Raw genomic sequence first — 18,790 nt, forward strand, 5'->3', positions numbered from 1 at the left:
ATGAAAAAAGTAAAAGCGAGTAAACCGAATATGTCTACCGATAGGTCGATCAGCCTGTCTGCAAGCTTAACTAAAGCCGAACCAAAAGCTGTTGGTGGTGGAGGTGGTGTTGCCACAGGGAGTAACCCTCCTGCAGCAAAAAGTAGTTTGAAGCTTGTAAAGGCCAAAAAGCCTACAATGGCCAATACAGCAGTACAGCATGTAAGCAAACATTTTGATGTGGTATTGGCAATCGATTTTCACTGGACAACCATTCCCATCCCGCCATCTTTCGGCTTTATTCCCTTGCCCTTACCCCATCCTTTTATTGGTATGGTGTTCGATCCGATGGATTACCTGCATTTTAACATTCCCATTCCAAAATTTGCGCAAGGTTTAATTGGTGCGGCCAGTATCCCCATGGGGGGCTCCATTTATGTTCATGGCAGGCATAAAGCTACCACTACCACTACCGTAATGGGTGTTTTGTTGCCATTTAGACATATCAGTTCTATTCCAGTATATTTTATTGTAAATATACCTGGCTCACCACATGAAGGAGAAGTGTATTGGGGCTCTACAACAGTGAAAGGGCAGGGATCCGAAATGAGTGGTTCTAATCCGGGGCAGGTACTTACTTGCTGGTGTCCACCAATGGGTTTAAAACCCTTGCCAACTGTACCAGGAAAACTGAAGAAAAACCCATTGGCTTATTTCGCTTTTTACAGCGATTTATTAAGTATGTACGTACAGATTAATACTGGGAAACCTGTGTTGGTTGGCGGTACATTTGCACCACATAATTATACGCTGAAAGAATATTTAATGCGTTTTGCAGCCATTGGTATTATGAGAGGGCTTGCCAAATTAGGAGGAGCTTTAGCAAAAGGGGCCTTAAAGGGTGTAAATAAACTTCTCCAGCGGATGTTGGGTAAAACAAACCCATTATCAAAAAAACTTTGCCATTGGGGTTTAGAGCCAGTTAATTTTGTTACTGGGGCTATGTTTTTCGAATGGACCGATTTCGAGCTTCCTGGGGGCCAAACACTGGCTTGGAATAATGTATGGCGTAGTGATAAGTCATATGCGGGCATGTTGGGCAATCAGGTATACAATAATTACGATCTTTATATTTATCCTGATCCTGAAGCTGGAATTGTAGGTTTTAGCCACCCAACCGAAAATATGGTGATGCCTCTGCCTTATATTGAGGTATATTCAGGTAAACAGTACGACCGTGCCCAGAAACTTTGGATGGAAAGACCTGATGAAAATACCTGGATACTCACCATCGGTCAGGATATTTATACTTATACACTTTTTAGCGGTGGACCAGATGGAGATATCTATCGTATAAACCAGATCGGGTATACAAACGGTACCAGCCTCAGATTTTATTATCAAAAACAGCTTTTAATACGGATTGTAGAAAACTCAGGCCGTGTACTCGAAATGCAGCATAACGAGGCTGGTACGGCGATTAAAGCGGTTTACTATCAATATAAAAATACCAGCGACCTGTTGGTGAGCTATGATTACGACGATCGTGGCAACATGATCAAAGTGTATGATCAGGCTGGTAAAGCCATTAGCTTTGAATACGATGAGTTTAACCGTGTGGTTAAAAGAACCAACCGGAACGGAATGGTTTATTTCTGGCGTTATGATGAAGAAGGCCGGGTAATCCATACTGAAGGTAGAGATGGCGTTATGAGTGGATCGTTACGTTATTTTCCGGAAGAAGGGTATAACGAGGTGTACTATCGCGATGGTAAAGTAGAACGTTATTACTATGATGAAAATGATCTGGTTTACAAAAAGGTTGACGGCATGGGCGGCGAAACCTGGTTTGAGCATAATCGTTACAACGAAGAAAAAATGGTTTCCAGTCCTGAGGGTAAGGTTATCGGCTATGAATACGACGATCGTGGAAACATTGTTACATACCATACCACAGATGGCGAGCGGTACCAATACGCATACGATGAAAACAATAACCTGATTCTGCGTAGCGATCCTGCTGGATCGAACGAAACATGGCTGTACAACGAGCAGAACCAATTGCTTAAACATGTTCAAAAAGACGATCGTATAATCGATTTTTATTATACCGAAGGACAGAAATTACCCATGTTTTGTCGCGATAATGATGGCTACGAAGTTCATTGGACCTATAACAGTTTAAATCAACTGATCGAATCAGTTTCGGGCGAAGGTAATAGCCGTCGCTGGACTTATGATGATTATGGGCGATTGATCCGTTTTAGTCCAGATGGCGATCAAACCACCATTTGGGAACGTGATGAAATGGGGCGTGTAATCTCAGTGAAAGATTTTGGAGAAGAGGCCTTACGTTTCGAATATGACGCCTACGATCTTCCGGTTTACGCTACTGATGGCCGAGATGAATGGCACATGACCTATACCCCAATGGGCAGCCTAAAAACACAAAAAAGAAGTAGCCATTTATCCCATCAAAGTATTCAGACACTTCATTTTACTTATGACAATTGGGAAAACTTAAAAGCCATTACCAACGAAAAAGGCGAAGAATATATCTTTTTAAGAGATGCGAATGATAATGTGGTGACAGAAATCGGCTTTGATGGGCAAGAGCAACAATATATTCGTAACCACGATGGACAGGTTATTAAAACCATACAGGCCGATGGCAAGGCCATTTACCACAATTATGACCTAAGTGGCCGATTGGTATATAGCAGCTATGAAGATGGTACTTACGAGGCCTTTCAATACAATAAGCTAGGTTTGCTTATTGCCGCCGAGAACGAACTTTCTTCTGTTAATTTTATACGGAACCCACTGGGCATGATTACCCAGGAAATACAGGATGGTTACCAGATCAATTATCAATATGATGCTTTTGGCAATCTAACTAGTTTAAAAAGCTCATTAGGAGCCGATATTAAATATGATTATGACGACATTGGTTATCTGAATGGTATTGTAGCTCAAAGTGGCGGATCAGCCGAATGGACGGTAAATATTGGTCGCAATAAAAACGGACAGGAAATCAGTCGTAGTTTAAGCGGAGGGATTAGGGCTACATTCGATTATGATCACGAAGGTCATCCAGTTAGTCAAAAGGTTGAAGCCAGTCATTCCATCACTGCTTTTAAACAGTATGGCTGGGGTCCAAACGATAAACTCAACAGTTGTTTAAACAGCATTACTGGTGGAAGCATTAATTACAGGTACGATACTTTTGGCAGCCTGTCATCAGCAAGTTATACCGATGATGGTAAGGTGATCTATAAAAATCCTGATGAAGTAGGAAATTTATATAAAACCACCGACCGGATCGACAGGCGATACGATAAAGGTGGCAAGTTGCTTAAAGATGATCAATGGTATTACCGTTACGATGCAAAAGGCAACCTCGTGCAAAAAAGCAAGCGTAATATTATCGGCCTGAAAAAGCAAGAAGCTGCTAAAGCAGAAGATAATGGCTTATTTGGTAAAAAATTAAACTGGGGAATGGCCAACCCCGATCTTCCCGAAGCTGACGCATTGGATATCTTAGCAGATTCTGAACCCGATTTGCCAGAATGGAAAGAAGGCGACTGGGCTTATGCCTGGATGGCTAACGGCATGATGAAGGCAGTTAAAAATCCACATGGTGAGATCACCAGTTTCGAATACGATGCCTTAGGCAGAAGGAAAGCCAAAATTGTTAAAAATACGGTCTACCGATATGTGTGGGATGGCAATTTACTGCTCCACGAATGGCATTATCCTTTAAAAGAACGGCCAAACTTAGTAGTTAATGAGGATGGCCTGCTTAGCTACGATAAAACAGAACCGCTTGGAGGTGATTTAATTACCTGGGTATACGATCAGAATAAATTTACCCCAAGCGCCAAAATCGTTAATGACCAATATTATTCTATTATTAGCGATTATTTGGGAACACCTGTACAAGCTTATGACGATGCAGGTAAAAAAGTGTGGGATTGCGAACTTGATATTTATGGAAAAATACGTAAACTTAGCGGCAGTAGGGAATTTGTGCCATTTAGGTATCAAGGGCAGTATGAGGATGTAGAAACGGGGTTGTATTATAATAGGTTTCGGTATTATGATCCGGAGCAAGGCAATTATATCTCTCAGGATCCAATTGGTTTGTCGGGTGGTAATCCTACCATTTATGGCTATGTATTTGATAGTAATTATGAATTAGATGTATTTGGCTTAAAAACCTTTCAGCAGGCATTAGGTGATTACGGCGAAAAATGGGTGAAAGAGGCATTACAAAATTCGAACAAGTATTCACGTGTATTTCAAGTTCAAAACGCCTCTGGCCATGGTATTGATGTAGTGGGGATGCGCCATGATGGAAAATTTGATATTTTTGAAGTAAAAACCAATATCTCAGGAAACGTAGGTAATTTATCTGACAGGCAATTAAATTCTGACTTCTTTATCAAAAACATATTGGAGAAAGATAATATTACTGATTTTGGATTATCTCGGCAGCAAGCTAACAGTATATTGAATAATATCGGAGATAAAAGAGTTGTGGATGTATTTGTTGGCCGGGGAGCGAAAGGTAGATTCAAAGTAAAAAGCGCGTTGGTATCAGACTGGGATGAAGTTTCTCGCACTCAAAAAGCTAAAGGCACATGCCATTAATAAAAAAAGAAGTTTATGTATAGCACAAAAGAATTCAAAAATTTTTTTCAGAAAGTACTCAAGTCATCACAGGATGAAGAACCATTCATTAAAGAGTTTGTTGAAGATTTTCTTCATAAAAATGCCAGAACTTTTCAAAAGAAAATGGTTGTGTGGGACGAAGAAGAGGTAGTGGATTATGATTTATTGTATGTACTCTCTTCTTATTCATATCGATTTAAAATTCCGGAAGGAATATTAAATTTTATTGAGAAAAATAATGAAGACGCCTTTGTCGTATTATTAAAATCGTATTTTACTGATCTATTACTTCAGACTTGTGCTTACAAAAACAATCAATTCGTTAACAGTGTTTTACATACCGATTTGGCATTGAGTACACTTCTATCATTGGGCTATTTTCCTAATAAAACCGAAGTTTTAGCTAAGCATTTATTGAATTTTCTTGAATCCAATAAAGCAAAATTGGAGATTTATCCTCAAAATTTAGATTTTGGTTTTAAAAGCACATTATATTTAGTATCTGTATTGCTAAAGGATGCGGGTTATTTGGATTATTTTGAAAAGATTACTCATTTTTTAAAAACACCCGAAAAATCTTATGAATTTGCTTATAAAAACCTTTATTCTACAGACAATGAAGCGATTAATAGATGGGTTAATGAATTAGCTGATTTTCATATTAAGAACAGTAAGGATGATTTAACAATGCCTTTCAATCGCGAAAGATGGCAATATTTTCCAATAGAAATTATAGCACTCCTACAATTACGTTCACAACGGGGTCTGCCGATTGATTTTATTACCCACCCACTATTAAAAGATTTTCTGCCTTTTATAGCACAAAAGCTGCCCGTTCCATTGGATGAAACCACCCAAAAACTGGAAAAACGGATTTTGGAGGAATAGAAATGATGTTAAAAATTGCTAAAGAGTGTAAGCTAAACCTTATCCTTTAGCAATAATTTAATTACGTTCTTTAATGCGGGGTTACGGTTAGATTCTTTCCAGATCATATATAGCTCCGTTCTTTGCGGAATATGGGTAAGCTCTACAAACTTCACATTTTCCTGATAGCCATATTGCAGGGCGGTGGGCACAATTGCAATGCCCAAACCTTCTTCTACCAGTTTGTAAATGGTTAATGCATTAACTGATTTGTGGTAGGTTTTGGGTTTAAAACCATGATCTTCACAGATACTCATCATCAGGTCGTAATAGAAAGGGCTGTCATCGCTCGAGAAAAAAATGAAAGGTTCATCACCGAGCTTTTTTACTGCTTCAAAACTTGCCTTTTTCATAGGGTGACTTTTAGGCAATACCAACGAAAAGGTATCCTGATGCATCATATGTTTAGAAATGCCAGGTTTAAACTGCTGAATCCGCACAAAGCCTACATCGAGCATATCTTTTTCTAATAACTCAATTTGTAATTTATTAGGCATTTCATCCAGATTGGTTCTGATTTCAGGAAAATCTTTGTTCAGCTTAAATATAACTTCAGGTACAATTTTTTGTGCCGCCGAACCTAAAAAACCAATGCGGAGCTCGCCTTGTTTGCCCTCATTAATATTGCTGATCTGTTTTTTAATGTTTTCAATATGTCCGAACAAAAAATCAACCTCTTCTTTCAGGTAAACGCCTGCTTCGGTAAGTGTTACCTTTTTCTTATTACGGTCGAACAATGGAGCATTAAAAATTTCCTCCATCTGTTTAATCTGCCGACTTAGTCCCGGTTGCGAAATAAACAGGCGGTCGGCAGCCTTTCTAAACTTCAGTTCCTCGGCCAAAACCTGAAAATATTTTAAGTGCCTAAGCTCTATCTGATAACTCATGGTTATTACATGATGATGTAATTGGTATTTATAGGTATCAAATATAGGGCTTATTTTTGTTTAAAACCTTTTTGACATGAGTGAGCAACAGATTTTTAATTACGGAACAGATCATTTAACCGCTAAATTAGCGCTAGCCATTAGCAATGGCCAAATAAAGGGAGTATTGAGTCAGCGCACCCGCAATAAAGTGTTGGAAAGTAGTAAGGTAGTTGAGCGGATAGCGATTTCGGGTAAAGCCGTTTACGGCATCAATACGGGCTTCGGACCACTGTGTACCTCCATGATTTCGGCGGTTGATACCCGTAAATTACAAGAAAATATTCTGAGAAGCCATGCAGTTGGTGTAGGTGAGCCTATAGATAGTGAAATATCAAAACTAATGTTGGTATTAAAACTACAGGCTTTAGCTCAGGGATACTCAGGCATTAAAATAGAAACACTCGATCGAATGATCTGGTTTTTAGAGATCGGTGCTACACCAGTAGTGCCTAAACAAGGTTCTGTTGGCGCTTCTGGCGATCTTGCCCCTTTATCTCATCTTTTTTTGCCTTTAATTGGCTTAGGAAAGGTTCACCACAAAGGTAAAATTATTGCCACAGCACAGCTCTTACAAGAATATCAGGTGAGTCCACTGCAATTGGGTCCAAAAGAAGGCTTGGCGCTAATTAATGGCACGCAGTTTATTGCAGCACATGCCGTTAAAGTGGTACAGCGATTAGAAAACGTGCTGGCTTCAGCAGATATTATTTCGGCTATGATGATTGAAGGACTTCAAGGTTCTGAAAAGCCTTTTCATGCGCAGCTTCACCAGCTTAGGCCTTATCCGGCAAATATAGCGGTGGCCGAACAAGTGCGTAAACTGTTGCAAGGTTCTGAAATTATGAAATCGCATGCCGATTGTGCCAAAGTACAGGATCCATATTCGTTAAGATGTATTCCACAGGTGCATGGCGCCTCCAGAACAGCGTGGATGCATTTAAAAGAAACTTTAGAAATCGAACTAAATTCGGTAACCGATAACCCTGTTATTTTTAATGACGATTTAACGATCAGTGGTGGTAATTTTCATGGTCAGCCATTGGCACTACCACTCGATTATGCCTGTTTGGCGGCCTCAGAAATCGGAAACATCAGCGACCGCCGGATTTATCTTTCCTTAGAAGGAAATACGCCAGGCGTGCCTAAACTCCTTATGCAGGAAACCGGATTAAATTCTGGTTTTATGATCGTTCAATATACCTCGGCGGCCTTGGCCAGCGAAAATAAAGGGCTTTGTTTCCCGGCCAGTGCCGATAGTATTCCCACTTCTTTAGGCCAGGAAGATCATGTGAGTATGGGTTCGATCAGTGGACGTAAAGCCCTACAGGTAATCGAAAATGTGGAGAAAATCCTGGGGATTGAACTGTTCTGTGCTGCACAGGCTATTGATTATCATCATCCATTAAAACCAGGCAAAATACTGACTGCGGTACATGATTTTGTGCGTACTGAAATTGATCATTTCGAGGAAGATCAGATTATGTACGATAAGATGGAAAATGCCATTCAAATGGTACAACAAGGTAAAATTGTTGCCGTTGCTAGCAAGGCCGAATCAAACATTAAATTAAGCGTTTAAAATTACAAAATATGGATTTTAAAGCACAGATATTGGCGGGTATTCCTTCAACATTACCGGCAAAAAAAAACAGGAATACCGCATTAAGCCACGCACCAGTAAGGAAGGATGTTTTAACAGTAGCGGAAAAAAAACTGAGCATTAAAAATGCTTTGCGTTATTTCCCAAAAACATGGCACCAAGAGCTTGCACAAGAATTTTTAGCCGAATTGGAAAACTACGGACACATTTATATGTACCGTTTTATGCCCGATTATGACATTTATGCGAGAGATATAGTTGCATATCCATGCCGTACTATCCATGCAGCGGCAATTATGCTCATGATTCAGAATAATCTAGATCCGGCAATTGCACAACATCCCGAAGAGCTTATTACTTACGGTGGAAACGGAAGCGTATTCCAAAATTGGGCGCAGTATCTTTTAACCATGCAATACCTCGCCACGATGACGGATCAGCAAACGCTGAATATTTATAGTGGGCATCCACAGGGATTATTTCCATCAAGTATTGCTGCACCTCGGGTAGTGGTATCCAATGGAATGATGGTGCCGAATTATTCTTCACCCGAAGATCTTGAAAAGTTTAACGCTTTAGGTGTAACCCAATACGGACAGATGACGGCAGGTTCGTACATGTACATAGGGCCTCAGGGCATTGTTCATGGCACAGCCATTACCTTAATGAATGCTTTCCGTAAAAAAGGTTTTTATGGGCAAGATACGGCAGGGAAAATATTCCTTACTGCGGGTTTAGGTGGCATGAGCGGTGCACAAACCAAGGCAGGTAATATTGTAGGCTGTATTACCGTGTGCGCAGAGGTAAATCCCCAGGCCGCAACCAAAAGGCATCAACAAGGTTGGGTAGATGAGCCGATCGATAACTTAGATGAACTGGTTAACCGTGTGATACTTGCCCAAAAAGGAAGGGAAACGGTATCCTTGGCTTACATTGGTAATGTTGTTGATGTTTGGGAGCGATTTGATCAGGAAGATATCGAAGTTGCCATTGGTTCTGATCAAACTTCACTGCATAATCCATATGCTGGCGGTTATTATCCTGTTGGTTTAAGTTTTGTTGAGGCAAATGAAATGATGGCCAATGTGCCTGGCCAGTTTAAAGTATACGTTCAGAATTCATTAAAAAGGCAAGCGACAAGTATTAACAAACATACCGCCAAGGGGACTTATTTTTTCGATTATGGAAATGCTTTTTTATTAGAGTGCAGTAGGGCAGGCGCTGATGTAATGGCATCAAATGGGGTGGATTTTAAATACCCATCCTATGTAGAGGATATTTTAGGGCCATTGTGTTTCGATTATGGTTTTGGTCCGTTTAGGTGGGTTTGTGCCTCAGGGAACGAAAAGGATCTCGATTTAACCGATCAAATGGCAAAAGAGGTAATGGAGGAGATTAAGCTTAGTGCTCCAGAAGAAATACAGCAACAATTGCAGGATAATATCAATTGGATCAGTGCAGCAAAAGAAAATAAACTTGTGGTAGGCTCAAAAGCCCGGATTTTATATGCAGATGCTGAAGGTAGGGCGAAAATTGCGATGAGGTTTAACGAAGCGATTAATGCCGGCCAATTATCAGCCCCAGTTATCCTAGGGAGAGATCACCACGATGTAAGCGGAACGGATTCTCCTTTTAGGGAAACCAGCAATATTTATGATGGAAGTAGATTTACTGCAGATATGGCTATCCACAATGTAATTGGCGATAGTTTTAGAGGAGCAACATGGGTTTCGATCCATAACGGCGGTGGAGTTGGTTGGGGAGAAGTAATAAACGGCGGCTTCGGAATGGTGTTGGATGGAAGCGAACAGGCAGCCGAAAAACTGCAAAATATGCTTTTTTACGATGTAAACAATGGAATTGCCAGAAGAAGCTGGGCACGTAATAAAGAAGCCCGCTTTGCTATCGAACGCGAAATGGCACGTACGGATACCTTGAAGATTACGTTACCCAATCTGGTTGATGATGATTTGTTGGATGGATTGGAGATAAATTAAGGTTTTACAAAAGAAAAATGCCTTTTTTGTCATTCTTCAATATAAACTATATACTAACCATAACCTCTTTAAAAAGGTTTTTAATGATGTGAATTTCTGATGCATACTGCGTATTTTTTCTACAACCAAAGTATAAGGTATTGGTCAGTTTTGAAGTACCTTCCCAAATTACCTTTACTTTTTCTTCTTCAACTTCTTTTTTGCAAAGAAAATCGGGTATAATAGCCAAGCCTTTTCCACCAGATAAGCAGCGGACAATCGAGTTAAGGTTAGGTACAATATAGTTTGGACGGAAATCTGCGTGTTTGCCAAAGTTAAGTTGCCAGAAACGTAAAAGGTGTTCCATATCGCCAGCGGTTCCGTACCATTTCTGCTGTTTTAACCATGTTTCCATCCCGGCTAAATCGTTCTTTTTAACCAACGAATCAAAAGTTTTCCCATCAGTTTCTATTCCACCTACTAAAACGATGGTTTCGGAAGAAAAAGCCTCATGTTCTACATTGGGAGAATTACCTTTTTGCGGGGTAATAATCAGATCTAAAATGCCTTTATCTAGTTGATCGAGCATTTCAGGGTACTCTCCAAAACGGATAATTACATTAAAAGGTAAGGTTGAAATATATTGTTCGAGTGTAATCTGAAAAGTCTCGAAACACATGCCTACGCTAATGGTTGGCGTATGTTTCTCCGTACTTTTTTGAAAGTGTTTTTCTGCATCCTCGAGTTTGGTTAGCGGCTCCACAATAAAATTGTACAATACTTTTCCTTTTTCGGTAGGGATCATCTTCCTGCCTGTACGCTCGAACAACTTGTAACCAACATAACTTTCTAAAGAACTTAAATGCAAACTTACCCCAGGCTGCGAAATAAACAGATTTTCTGCAGCACCAGTTAAGGTTCCAGTTTTATAGATTGCTTTAAAACTTCTGTACCATTCTAAATTAACCATAATCTTAGTATTATAATTCTGATACAAAGCTATGAATTAACTTGTTTTAATAATAGGTATTGGCGCTGTAATTTTGTGTTATCAAAATAGAAAAACGAAATGACAAAAATATTTATTATTAACGGAGGGCAAAAATTTGGTCATTCCGGTGGCAGGTTTAACGAGACAATAGCTAATGCTACTGCCGATTTCTTTTCTTCACTGGAAGAATTTGAAGTAAAAACAACCAATATTAACCACGATTACGACCCTAAGGAAGAAGTGGAGAAATATGTATGGGCGGACGTTGTAATTTATCATACCCCAATCTGGTGGTTTCAGTTGCCACATGGGTTTAAAAAATACATCGATGTGGTATTTACCGAAGGCCATAAAAAAGGAATTTATATTAGCGACGGCCGTAAGGCTGATAATCCAACCCGAAATTATGGTACAGGTGGTATGTTACACGGACGGAAATATATGGTAACATCATCATGGAATGCACCGAAAGAGGCTTTTACCTTACCAGAAGAATTTTTTATGGAAACCAGCGTGGATGATGGTGTATTGTTCGGTTTCCACAGAATGAATGCATTTACCGGAATGGAACGGATAGATGGCATCCATTTTCATGATGTAGAAAAGAATGCAGATATTAGGAGTGCACTTAAATTGCATCAAGAACACTTAACCCAAAATTTTTTAAATACAGCAGTATATGAGCATTTATCTAACAGCAATTGTTAAAAGTAAAAAAGAAACCACAGCAGCATTAAGAACCATGCTGCTAGATATGGTTGCAAATTCGCGTAAGGAAGAAGCCTGTATCCAATACGATCTGCATGAATCTGCAGTTGATAATACTTTTGTTTTTCAGGAGGAATGGAAAGATCAGGCAGGTTTAGATCTGCACAATAAGCAGCCATATATTTTAGATTTTGTAGCGCAAGCTGATAAGTTGACAGACAATATTATCATCTATAAAACAGAAAAACTGGCCTGATTACAATTTTGCACGCCTAGCTGTTAACGAAGAACCTGCAGAAGCAATTACAACAAAAGCTACAGCAAAGCACTCTTTTAAAGTGAGGTATTCTTGTAGAAAAACGAGCGCGGCTAATGAGGCCATAGCAGGTTCGAGGCTCATTAAAATACTGAAAGTACGGGCAGGGAGCTGCTTAAGGGCCCTCATTTCTAGGGTAAAGGGAATAGCGCTTGATAGTAGAGCAAGTGCTGCTCCTAACCCTATTAATTTAGGATTCAACGTGTTTAAACCACCGCTATAAATACCAAAGGGTATAATTACTATTGTAGCAAATAACATCCCTATGGCAACGGCATCGCCACCTTTCATTATTTTTGAAATTCTACCTCCTAAAATAATATAACCCGCCCAGAATACACCAGCCAAAAGTGCCAGGAGTACGCCCGCTAAATTTAGCCCTGTACCCGTCCACGGTGTAATTAATACAATACCGGTAGCAGCAAGTACCACCCAAAGAAAATCAACAGGTTTCTTCGATCCGAAAATGGCAAGCCCTAGGGGGCCAACGAATTCTAAAGTTACCCCTAAGCCAATCGGGATGCGGGCTATAGCCATATAAAAAATCATATTCATTACCCCTAAACAAACACCATATAGGATAACGTATTTCCACTGTTTGGCATTTAGTTTAAATAGGTTTGGTCTAAAGGCGATTAGTAAGATTACTGCAGATAAGCCTATGCGTAAAGATGCTGTTGCAGCAGCGCCAATTTGTGGAAAAAGCCCTTTTGCAATTGCCGCACCACATTGTACACTGATAATTGATAATAAAACGGCAGGTATGGGCGGGATATTGATTTTGCTTTTCATCTTGGGCTCGTAAATGAGGCGCAAAATTAAGGAATTATAACCTGCTAATATTTTAAAATAAAAAAAGGGAGAATCAGATTACGCTAATTCTCCCCTTCACCAATTTTTTGGTTATTAAGAAAACAGTTCCTGTTCGTCTCTATTTTCGGTAGGAATCTTTTTTAGGAAATCATCAAACGATGGTCCTTCATTGTCTGAATAAATGCCATAAGCGTCTAATATATATCCAATATTTTTATCCTGATCTTCCAGTAGGTAAAGCACAGAGTTATCCGCCGGGTCTGAATCTCCTTCAAACCGATAGGTTTTAACAATGGTTAAATCTTCGGGTTTATAAATTTTTCCGAGCGATTTACTTTGCATCTTACCATGATCAGACATTTTTAATTCGTTATCTTTTCCTTTCAGCCTCAATTTCTCCAAAATTTGACTTAAAGTGTTCATTGCAATTGGCTGTTCCATAGTTATAAGATTTTATACTGGTTAAACAAGTGGCATTCGAAATGGTTTTGCTATCCTTCTTTTTAAAGCAAACTAAATGATTGTCAATCTGTTTCTTATGTGAACTAATTTTTGTAAAATGAAAAAATATCTTTTTAGCTTAGCTATAGCAGGCGTAACACTTATAAGTGCTTGCGCTAAAACCGACAAAGAAGTTGCTCAGGCTACATTGACCGAAACAGCAGATAATACTAAAACCATTGGAACAGCAAAGTTTTACGAACTGAGTGATGGAAAAATTAAGATGGATATCGAGATGAATTTTGCAGCACGTGCAGATAGTAATGTTGCTGTCCACTTTCACGAACATGGCGATTGCGGGAATATGGGCGAAAATACACATGGCCACTGGAACCCAACAAAAGAAGCTCATGGCAAATGGGGATCTGCCGCTTACCACAGCGGAGATATTGGCAACATTATGTTAGATCATAAAGGCCATGCAACCCTTTCGGTTACTACCGATAGATGGAGCATTAAAGATGGAGATGTTAAAAATATTATCGGTCGCGGAATAATTGTACATGGTGGTACTGATGATTATACTACACAACCAACCGGTAACTCAGGTCCGCGGGTGGGCTGTGGTGTAATTGAAGCATTGAAGTAAAGTTTTAATTTAGTTTGATCGCCATTTCGAGCGGAGTGCAATGTAGTTGGGGAATCTATTAAAGATCTCTCTATTTCACTACGTTTCAGTCGAGATGGCGATTTTCTGTTGGAGTCTTTAAGCGGTTAAATTTTTAACCGCTTTTTTATGCAATTTGATTCCGCTTGTCATCATCATTAAAAAAACCTAAATTATTATGGCAACACTAAACGAATCTCAAAGTGGCAAGGCTGCAAAAGGAAGAACCAACAAGACAATACCAAGGGTAGATCTTACTGCAATGGTAGACCTGATGTTTTTATTGACTACATTTTTTATGCTCACCACTTTATTAGGATCTTTAAATGCGGCAGATATTGCGAAGCCCGATAAAACGGATATCAATATCGTAGAAAATTATCCCGAGTCACGTACCATGACCATTCTGCTTGGTAAAAACAATAAGGCTGTTTGCTACATGGGCACAATAGAAAAGGCAAATATGAAAGTTGCCTCGGTAGCTAACATTCAGAAAGAAATCTTGGCAAATGAGAAACTTGTGGCTAAAACACATCACAATAATCCATCAAAGTATATGATCGTGATTATCAAACCTGGCAAAACCGCCAAGTTCCAGAATTTTGTAGATGTAATTGACGAAATGAAGATTGCCAATATTAAATCATACGCCATTGACGACGATCATATTGTAGAAAAAGAGATCGCATTTATGAAAATAAATGGTCTTTAAATGGTCGGTTCTTACTGTAACTATACTTAAAATAGAGCGAATAAAAAGAATATAAAGCGTTTTAAGGTTAATGAATAAATTGAATAGGGTAAATTGTACACTATGCTTTTACTAAACACTTGGTTTTTGACCACTTTAAGGGTGTTTTTTAACAGTATTATAGAAATGTTAGGTTTGTGTTAGATGTTTAATACTACATCTGTATAGCTAATATTATTACATTCGTCGAAGTGTTTGGCCAAGCATCAGGCGCATCCCGAAAAGCCTTTAAAAGAGTAGGATCTTAAAACTCAAAAAAAATCTAGTATGAAAAGTTTAGAATTAAAAAATCTTGGTGTTAAAGAAATGAACACAACTGAAATGTCTCAAGTTGAAGGTGGTGGTATTATTAATAATACATTAAACGAACTTTTAACTTCTCTTGCAGGAACTTTAAATGCAGTTGGTGCAGACACTTCAGCATTTTTAAGCAAAACAGTAACCAATGTTTTGAAACTTGTTTGGAGTCTATAAGCAATTTATTGCGTCCGCTGTTCTGGTTTTCAGAATAGCGGATGCTTTACGATTTCAATATTATGGCGCTAACCAGCTACTCTACAGAAAGAATTTCAAATACCGCTCTCGTTTACCGTTCTCAAATTAGTAAATCAAGCCAGTTAATTTATATCGTTGCGGTGGCAGCCATTTTAATTGTTTTGATTGCCCTTCCCTTTATTAAAATACCCATTAGTATAAATGGTACAGGTATTTTACAATCAACCATCGAAAAAACAGAACTTATTGTCCCGGTTAATGGCCGGTTGATACAATATCGCCTCTCGGATAATAAAAGGCTTAAACAAGGTGATACGCTTTTAGCTATTGATGCCGGTTTACCCAAGCAGCAGGATGCTTTGGTTGAAACGCGCAAAAATCAGATCGCCCAATTTTTACAGGATATCCGTACGTTACTCTCGTTTAATGGCGGCTCATCGAGCTTACAAACGGGGCAATATGTGGCATCCTGGCAACAATATGTGCAAGAATTAAAAAACGCAGGTATTGCGAAAAGACAGGCCGCCAGCACCTTTGCGCGTTACAATAAACTTTATCAGAACAAAGTGCTAACGCAATCAGAATATGAAAAATACAAATACGAACTCGAGCAGGCCGAATCGGTTTACTTAATGGTACGTACTAAATATAAAACGCAATGGCAAACGGAAGCCAATGGTTACCGCAACGAACTGCGCCAGCTTTCTGGGCAGCAGGCAGAGCTTAACGAGCAGAAAAAACAATATGTACTACGTGCGCCGATTGATGGTTCTGTGCAGAGTTTAATCGGCTTGCAAAATGGTGCGTATGTATTTGCGAACCAAAAAATAGGAGAGGTTTCACCAGATGCCGGCTTGGCCGCTTATTGTTACATCAACCCTTCAGATATCGGCCTCATTAGAAAAGGACAGGAAGTGCACTTCCAGATTAATGCTTATAATTATAATCAGTGGGGTTTGGCAATAGGGAAAGTGATTGATATTTCAGATGATATTGTTATTTTAAATGGTAACCAGCCTGCTTTTAAAGTAAAGTGTTTAATGGATAAAAATTTTCTGATGTTAAAGAATGGTTATAAAGGATACCTCAAAAAAGGAATGAATTTTACGGCCCGCTTTAAAGTAACAGACCGTAGTTTATACCAATTACTTTACGATAAGGTAGATGATTGGGTTAATCCAAACTTAATCCAAAAAACATAAAGGCAATGAGTACAAAGGTTAAGCAACGAGATATAACAGATTGTGGTGCGGCTTGTCTGGCTTCAATTGCTGCTCATTATAAGCTGGATTTGGCCGTTGCCCGCATCAGGCAGCTGGCCGGAACCGATAAAAAAGGTACGACCGTTTTAGGACTTGTAGAAGCGGCTCAGAAATTAGGATTTGAAGCGAAAGGGGTAAAAGCACCTTTCGATAGTTTGTTTAAAATACCTACGCCTGCTATAGCACATATCATTGTGAATGATATCCTTCAGCATTATGTAGTGATTTATAAAGTAAATGGCAAGTTTATAGAGGTGATGGACCCTATAGATGGGAAAGTGCACCGTAAAACACATGATGAATTCAAAAAGGAGTGGACTGGTGCTTTAGTCTTATTGTTGCCATCAGAAGATTTTCAGATCGGCAATGAAAAAAAATCAATCCAGGGTAGATTTTGGAGTTTGATTAAACCGCACAAAGGCATTCTGACGCAAGTTTTATTTGGTGCTATTGTTTATACTGTACTGGGTTTGTCAACCTCTATTTTTGTTCAGAAGCTAGTCGATTTTGTGCTGGTAGATGGTAACCATAATCTGCTAAACCTCATGAGTATAGCCATGATGGTTATTCTGATGGTACAGTTGTTTATTGGCTCAGCAAAAACAATTTTTACCTTAAAAACTGGTCAGCTAATCGATTCGCAGCTTATTTTAGGCTACTACAAACACCTGCTCCGTTTGCCACAGCAGTTTTTTGATACCATGCGGGTGGGCGAAATTATTTCGAGGATTAATGATGCTGTAAAAATCAGAACGTTTTTAAATGATGTATGCGTAAATTTTGTAGTCAACATTTTTATTGTTTTCTTCTCGTTCATCATGATGTTTACGTACTACTGGAAATTGGCACTCATTACGCTTACCGTTATCCCATTGTATCTAATTATTTATGCAATTACCGATAAATTTAACAAACGTACGCAACGGAGGTTGATGGAAGATGCTGCCGAGCTCGAATCTCAATTGGTAGAAAGTTTAAACGCGGTAGGTACTATTAAACGTTTCGGCTTAGAAGATCATGCCAACGACAAAACCGAAACCCGTTTCATTAAATTGCTCCAGGCAGGCTTTAAATCGAATATTAATGCTGTTGTATCGGGTACTTCTACCGAGTTTATCTCACGCATGATTACAATTGTATTGCTTTGGGTAGGTGCAGGTTACGTATTAAGCAATTCGATTACACCAGGAGAATTACTGTCGTTTTATACTTTGATCGGTTATTTTACGGGACCAGTTTCCTCTTTAATCGGAATGAATAAAACCGTACAAGATGCTGTTATTGCGGCCGATAGGCTATTCGAAATTATGGACCTGGAACGTGAAAGCGATGAGAACCAGATTGAATTAAGTACTGATAAAGTTGGCGATATACACTTCGAAAACGTTTCTTTCCGCTATGGGGCGAGGTTGCCCGTTTTCGAGAACCTAAATTTAACCATTCCACAGGGTAAATTTACAGCCATTGTGGGCGAGAGCGGATCAGGGAAATCGACTTTAATGTCTATCCTACAGAATATTTATCCGATACAGGCGGGCAATGTGCGCATCGGTAAATACGATCTCAAATACATTACCAATTCGTCGCTTCGTAGGATGGTATCGGTAGTGCCCCAGCAGATTGATTTATTTGCAGGTAATGTAATCGATAATATTGCTATTGGCGAAGAAGAACCCGATATGCAAAGGATTATTGATATTGCCACTAAATTGGGTTTAATTGGTTTTATTGAGGCTTTACCTAAAGGATTTCAAACTTATTTGGGTGAAAATGGTACATCACTATCGGGCGGGCAAAGGCAGCGTATTGCCATTGCAAGGGCTTTATATCGCGATCCTGAAATTCTGATTTTAGATGAGGCTACCTCATCGCTAGATTCGGTTTCTGAGCAGCATGTACAACGGATGATCGAACTTTTAAAAGAAGAGCATAAAACGGTAATTGTAATAACCCACCGATCGAGTACACTGAATAATGCCGATAAAATTATTGTATTGGATAAAGGTGTAGTGGTAGAGCAGGGCAGCCACCAGGAACTGAAATACCATTTGGCCTAACTAACGAAGTTTAGGAGGGTACGAGTGTTGGGAAACTTCGTTAGTTTAGCGGAGGGAGAAAGCCTAGATATTTATATTGTTTTTTTTGGAAAGCAATTGCAGTAAGTCTTTTTAATGTTCGTCCTGCTTTTTGCTTGTAGTCCCGATTAGAAAAAAATCGGGAGCTACCGCGTCAATCAGGTTTGGGTAGGTTAGGCTTTTGCT

The 18,790-nt window shown here is 39.2% G+C and carries 15 protein-coding genes; 11 read left to right on the top strand and 4 right to left on the bottom strand.

Annotated elements, in window-relative coordinates; genetic code table 11:
* Together FHT21_RS17760 and FHT21_RS17765 are read left to right on the top strand one after the other, a co-directional pair.
* Positions 1 to 4,632, top strand: coding sequence for an RHS repeat-associated core domain-containing protein (locus tag FHT21_RS17760; RefSeq protein WP_167296086.1), 4,632 nt, complete (start codon positions 1 to 3; stop codon positions 4,630 to 4,632).
* Between the two features lie 15 nt (positions 4,633 to 4,647).
* Entirely contained in the window at positions 4,648 to 5,541 is an 894-nt protein-coding gene (locus FHT21_RS17765; protein ID WP_167296087.1) for a hypothetical protein, read from the top strand.
* Positions 5,542 to 5,573: 32 nt separating this feature from the next.
* Here FHT21_RS17765 and FHT21_RS17770 read toward each other — a convergent pair whose 3' ends face one another.
* Entirely contained in the window at positions 5,574 to 6,467 is an 894-nt protein-coding gene (locus tag FHT21_RS17770; protein ID WP_167296088.1) for a LysR family transcriptional regulator, read from the bottom strand.
* Positions 6,468 to 6,543: 76 nt separating this feature from the next.
* Here FHT21_RS17770 and hutH point away from each other — a divergent pair, with 76 nt between their 5' ends.
* The gene (hutH, locus tag FHT21_RS17775) at positions 6,544 to 8,088 is read left to right on the top strand and encodes a histidine ammonia-lyase (protein WP_167296089.1); all 1,545 of its coding nucleotides are present in this window, start codon (positions 6,544 to 6,546) and stop codon (positions 8,086 to 8,088) included.
* Positions 8,089 to 8,099: 11 nt separating this feature from the next.
* Positions 8,100 to 10,106 (top strand): urocanate hydratase, encoded by a 2,007-nt coding sequence (locus FHT21_RS17780; RefSeq protein ID WP_167296090.1) that lies wholly within the window; start codon positions 8,100 to 8,102, stop codon positions 10,104 to 10,106.
* Between the two features lie 46 nt (positions 10,107 to 10,152).
* Here the strand turns inward: FHT21_RS17780 and FHT21_RS17785 are convergent, their stop codons facing one another.
* Complete coding sequence (locus FHT21_RS17785) at positions 10,153 to 11,055, bottom strand: LysR family transcriptional regulator (RefSeq protein WP_167296091.1); 903 nt, start codon at positions 11,053 to 11,055, stop codon at positions 10,153 to 10,155.
* Positions 11,056 to 11,154: 99 nt separating this feature from the next.
* Here FHT21_RS17785 and FHT21_RS17790 point away from each other — a divergent pair, with 99 nt between their 5' ends.
* Positions 11,155 to 11,784 carry an NAD(P)H-dependent oxidoreductase gene (locus FHT21_RS17790; RefSeq protein WP_167296092.1) on the top strand — a complete coding sequence of 210 codons (630 nt, stop codon included), beginning with the start codon at positions 11,155 to 11,157 and terminating at the stop codon, positions 11,782 to 11,784.
* On the top strand, positions 11,756 to 12,040 hold the full coding sequence (locus tag FHT21_RS17795; RefSeq protein WP_167296093.1) for a putative quinol monooxygenase: 285 nt from the start codon (positions 11,756 to 11,758) through the stop codon (positions 12,038 to 12,040). Before FHT21_RS17790 ends, FHT21_RS17795 begins: the two co-directional genes overlap by 29 nt.
* On the opposite strand, the gene FHT21_RS17800 is transcribed toward FHT21_RS17795, so the two are convergent.
* The gene (locus FHT21_RS17800) at positions 12,041 to 12,892 is read right to left on the bottom strand and encodes a DMT family transporter (protein WP_167296094.1); all 852 of its coding nucleotides are present in this window, start codon (positions 12,890 to 12,892) and stop codon (positions 12,041 to 12,043) included.
* A 114-nt stretch (positions 12,893 to 13,006) separates the two neighbouring features.
* On the bottom strand, positions 13,007 to 13,354 hold the full coding sequence (locus FHT21_RS17805; RefSeq protein ID WP_167296095.1) for a hypothetical protein: 348 nt from the start codon (positions 13,352 to 13,354) through the stop codon (positions 13,007 to 13,009).
* 118 nt (positions 13,355 to 13,472) lie between these two features.
* Here FHT21_RS17805 and FHT21_RS17810 point away from each other — a divergent pair, with 118 nt between their 5' ends.
* From FHT21_RS17810 to FHT21_RS17830, 5 genes are all read left to right on the top strand, one after another.
* Positions 13,473 to 14,003, top strand: coding sequence for a superoxide dismutase family protein (locus FHT21_RS17810; protein WP_167296096.1), 531 nt, complete (start codon positions 13,473 to 13,475; stop codon positions 14,001 to 14,003).
* A 196-nt stretch (positions 14,004 to 14,199) separates the two neighbouring features.
* Positions 14,200 to 14,733, top strand: a complete 534-nt coding sequence (locus tag FHT21_RS17815) for a biopolymer transporter ExbD (RefSeq protein ID WP_167296097.1) — start codon at positions 14,200 to 14,202, stop codon at positions 14,731 to 14,733.
* A gap of 306 nt (positions 14,734 to 15,039) precedes the next feature.
* Positions 15,040 to 15,246 (top strand): bacteriocin, encoded by a 207-nt coding sequence (locus FHT21_RS17820; RefSeq protein WP_057931632.1) that lies wholly within the window; start codon positions 15,040 to 15,042, stop codon positions 15,244 to 15,246.
* 41 nt (positions 15,247 to 15,287) lie between these two features.
* A complete protein-coding gene (locus tag FHT21_RS17825) occupies positions 15,288 to 16,469 on the top strand; it encodes an HlyD family efflux transporter periplasmic adaptor subunit (RefSeq protein ID WP_243854042.1) in 1,182 nt (393 codons plus the stop codon).
* A gap of 5 nt (positions 16,470 to 16,474) precedes the next feature.
* On the top strand, positions 16,475 to 18,586 hold the full coding sequence (locus tag FHT21_RS17830; RefSeq protein WP_167296098.1) for a peptidase domain-containing ABC transporter: 2,112 nt from the start codon (positions 16,475 to 16,477) through the stop codon (positions 18,584 to 18,586).
* Positions 18,587 to 18,790 lie beyond the last annotated feature (204 nt).

Source organism: Pedobacter sp. SG908 (assembly GCF_011759615.1).
Lineage (GTDB): Bacteria > Bacteroidota > Bacteroidia > Sphingobacteriales > Sphingobacteriaceae > Pedobacter > Pedobacter riviphilus.